Below are 3,881 nucleotides of genomic sequence, written 5' to 3' on the forward strand. Positions count from 1 at the left end.
GTTCGACCGGGGTTCGCCCGCCGGGCATCCGCCCCGCCGACCTCCCGCTGAGTTCGTCAGCGGGAGGGCCAGAACCGGTCCACCCGTGGTGCTCGGCCCGCCGAGACCCGGTTCGCCCGGCCCTGGCCAGCCGGACGGTGGTGGGGCTGGCGCATCGCCCGCACCGTCCGGTGCCGGTCGCCCGTCTGGACCGCCGTGGACCTCGACGTACCCGTCGTCCGGCGGTTCGAGCCGCGCCCACCACACGCCCTCCGGGGAGGACCACGGCCCGCACGTCCGCCGGGCGCGTCCCCGGAGGCGGCACCCCGCCCGGCGGTGGCTGGCGACGGCGTGAGGACGCGGCCCTCGCGGCGGTGCCCCTCAGACGAGGCGGACCGCGTACGGCATGGCGCCCCCGTAGCGCATCGGGGTGACCCTGACATGACCGCCGGAGTACGGTGCCTCGACGATCATCCCGTCGCCCAGGTACAGGGCGACGTGGTAGACCCTTCCGCCGGTCGCCCAGAACACGAGATCACCCCGCCGCTTCTCGGCGAGCGGCACGCGCCGGCCTGCCTCGTACTGGTAGCCGCTGTACTTGGGGATGTCGATCCCGATGCCGGCGTAGGCGTAGAGCATGAGCCCCGAACAGTCGAAGCCGATCTTCCGGTAGTCCCCGTGTGCGTCGGCGACCCCGCCGTCGCGGACGCCGAGCGTGGGTCCGTTCGCGTTGCCCCCTCCCCAGGAGTAGGGCACCCCCACCTGGGCCAGCGCACGGCGCACCACCGTCTCGATCGCGAGGTTGGCAGCGGAGGGCGGGGTGGGAGCGCCTGGCGTGTGGTGCGACTCGCCGGGGGCGAGGGCGCCCGGGTCGACCTGTTGCGGCGCGACCTGGAGCGCGGCCAGCCGGTCGTCCTCCTCCTGCCGCCACCGCTCGTACTGGCGCCGCTGCCGTTCCAGTCCTTCGACCCGGCCCCGGGCCGCGTCCAGTTCCTCCTGGACCTCGTCGCGTTCTCGTTCGATCTCGGCCGCGAGCGCCCGTTGTTCGTCCTCGGCGTCCCGCGCCGCCCGGTAGGCGGCGTCGGCGACCCGTTCCGCCTCGAGGGCCGCGTCCGCGCTGGCCCGAGCCTCGCGAAGCGTGTCTCGGGCCGCGGCGTCCTTGTTGGCCTTGTCGGTGCTGACGTGCTGCAACTCCGCCATCGCCGCTTGGTGGCTCTCGCCGATGGCGTCCAGGTAGTGCGCGCGGTCCAGGAGGTCCTTCGGGCTGCTGGCGCCGAGGTAGGCGGCCAGCGAGTTGACGGCCCCACCGCCCTGGTAGCTCTCGGCGGCGAAGGAGTCCATGTCCCTCCGCAGCGCGGTCAGCCGGTCTCCCACGTCGCGTGCGGCCTCGGCTGCCTCGGCCGCCCTGTCCTCCGCCTCCTGGTGGCGCCACCGCGCCCTGTCGAGGTCCACCTGGGCTCGGCTCGCGTCCTCGCGCCGGAGCGCCACCTCGGTGAGCACGGCGTCCAGTCGCGCCTCGACCTCGGCCAGTCGCCCGGTGAGGCGCCCCACTCTGGCCGCGTTCGCGTCGACCTGTGCCCGTTCACCGTCGATGTCGGAGTCCGACGGGTTGGGTGGCGGGGCGGCCAGGGAGGACCCGGTGAGGCCGACCGTGAGCAGCGCGCCCAGGCCGCCGACGAGCAGTCCTCGTACCGGATCGTGTCCCCGCACCGCGCACACCCCCGCCAGCCAGCCCGGGCGCCACCGCCACGGGTCGCGTGGGGCAGAGCCGGGCACCTCGTCATCGCGTGAGCAACTGTGCACCAGCGCCCCGGGAGCGGCCATTGGTCCCGGCCGCCCCATCCGCCGCGTCCACCCCTCCGGTCACACGGATATCCCCTGCTCGTACCGGGCCCCGTCGAGCTCCAACCGTCGGAGTCGTTTCGCCCGTCCGGGTGAGCTGCGAGACTGCGTGCGTGCGCGCGAAGGCCGGCGGGACCGCCTCGGTGGTGAGTGGTGTCGGGCTGGTGGTCGCCGTGGTGGGGACGTTCCTGCCGTGGTTGCGGTCCGGCACGACGTACCGGGACAGCCACCAGACCGTGGGCGTGCTGCGCCGGTTCGGCCTGGTGGAGGGGACTCCGGTGGAGTACCTGCTCCCCGGATGGCCGCTGCTGGTCCCGCTGGCCGCGGTGAGCCTCCTGCTGCACCTGGCGGGGTCGCGGCGGACGGGCGCGGCGCTCGGCGTGGTTTTCTCGCTCCTCGCGGGAACCGCCGGGACCTTCGCGAGCGTCCAAGGGTTCACCAGCGCCGGCCTGATCACGGTCACGGCCCTCGGCCCCGTCACGACCGCACTGGGGGCGGTCGTGGTCCTCGTCGGCAGCCTCGGCGCGCTCGTCGTCCCCCGGATGACGTTCCCTCGGCAACAGGAGAAGTAACGTGACGTACCCATCGGGGCCCGGAAACCCGTGGCAGCCTCAGCAGCCCGGCCCGGAGCAGCAACCCCCGTACGCCCCTGGGCCGGCTGGGCCACCCCCGGGAGCCCCGCCGCAGGGCGGCTACCCGCAGCCGCCGCTGGGTTACCAGTACCCGCACCAGGGCCAGCCCCACCCGGGGCAGTTACCGCCCGGTGCCTTCCCCGGCGGCCCCGGCCAACCCCCGCCGCAGAAGAACCGGCGCACCGGGCTGCTCGTCGGTTCGCTGGTCGGTGTGGTCGCGGTGGGCGCGGCGGCCGTGGGCAGCTACTTCGCCTTCGGCGGCAGCTCCGCCGCGAACTCCGGTGAGGCCGACCCGGTCAGCGCGGCGAGCAGGCTGCTCACCGCCGTCGAGCAGGAGGACGCCGTCGGCCTCCTCGAGTCGCTGGCACCGGCGGAGGCCAGGCTGGGCGCCGACTACGTGGAGATCATGGTCGGGGAGCTGACCCGGATCGGGATCTTCGACGAGTCGACCGATCCCACCACGCTCGGCTTCAACGGCACGCTCGAAGGACTGGCCTTCGACGAGGCGGCCGAGGAACGGGTGAACGAGCGCCTCGTCATCAACACCGTGTCCTCCGGAACCCTCACGACGGAGAACGCGTCGCCCCAGGACCTTCCCTTCTCGGACAAGGTCCTGGACGCCATGCCCGAACTCCCGGAGACCGGACCCGAGACCGAGACCATCGATCTCGCCCGCCTGCCGGGAACCGGCCAACCGCTGCGGGTGGCGACGATCCAGATCGACGGCGAGTGGTACCCGAGCGTCTTCTACAGCGTCGCGGACTTCGCGCTGCGGGAGTCGGGCATCGGGTGGCCGAGGGACTCCGTCCCGGCGGTCGGGGCCGACTCCCCCGAGGCAGCGGTGGAGAACCTGCTCACCGCGGCGCTGGACGTGGACATCCGCCGGTTGGTGGAGCTGCTGCCGCCCGATGAGATGGCCGTCGTCCACGACCTCGGCCCGCTGTTGCTGGAGGCGATCGGGCAGACCGAACCGACGGGCGCGCGCGTCGTGGAACTGAGCACGTCGACCACGAACGTGACGGGCGGGACGCGGGTCTCCCTCGAACACGTGTCCGTGGAGGCGGACGGCGAGCAGGTGTCGATCCAGCGGGATGGTGACTGCCTCCAGGCCACCGGGCCGCGGGGCGAGGAGCGGGTGTGCCCGTCGGAGCAGGCCGGGCTGCACCTGTCCCAGGACCCCTCGATCCCGCCGGAGGCGGTGCAGTTCATCGAACGTCTCGCCGCGAACGTTCTGGACGTGGGAATCGTGACGGTCGAGGTGGACGGCGAGTGGTACGTCAGCCCGTTGCGCACCGGTATCGACCTGGTGGCGCTGGTGCTGAGCAGCGTGGAGCCCGAGGACATCGACGCGCTGCTGGCGTCGGCTCCGCGCTGATCCCGCCCGGCCACGAACGGCTCCGCACGCCGCGCCCGGTCGTTCCGCGACCG

The 3,881-nt window shown here is 73.5% G+C and carries 3 protein-coding genes; 2 read left to right on the forward strand and 1 reads right to left on the reverse strand.

The features are described from left to right. Positions 1 to 360: 360 nt before the first annotated feature. A complete protein-coding gene (locus ACTIDRAF_RS0221385; protein ID WP_016700759.1) occupies positions 361 to 1,689 on the reverse strand; it encodes an NlpC/P60 family protein in 1,329 nt (442 codons plus the stop codon). 245 nt (positions 1,690 to 1,934) lie between these two features. Here ACTIDRAF_RS0221385 and ACTIDRAF_RS30340 point away from each other — a divergent pair, with 245 nt between their 5' ends. Beyond that, entirely contained in the window at positions 1,935 to 2,393 is a 459-nt protein-coding gene (locus ACTIDRAF_RS30340; RefSeq protein WP_016700760.1) for a hypothetical protein, read from the forward strand. 1 nt (position 2,394) lies between these two features. Then, the gene (locus ACTIDRAF_RS30345; RefSeq protein WP_157163187.1) at positions 2,395 to 3,828 is read left to right on the forward strand and encodes a flagellar basal body protein FliL; all 1,434 of its coding nucleotides are present in this window, start codon (positions 2,395 to 2,397) and stop codon (positions 3,826 to 3,828) included. The last annotated feature ends 53 nt before the right edge of the window (positions 3,829 to 3,881 follow it).

The sequence above is a fragment of the Actinoalloteichus spitiensis RMV-1378 genome (assembly GCF_000239155.1).
Taxonomy (GTDB): Bacteria; Actinomycetota; Actinomycetes; order Mycobacteriales; family Pseudonocardiaceae; genus Actinoalloteichus_B; species Actinoalloteichus_B spitiensis.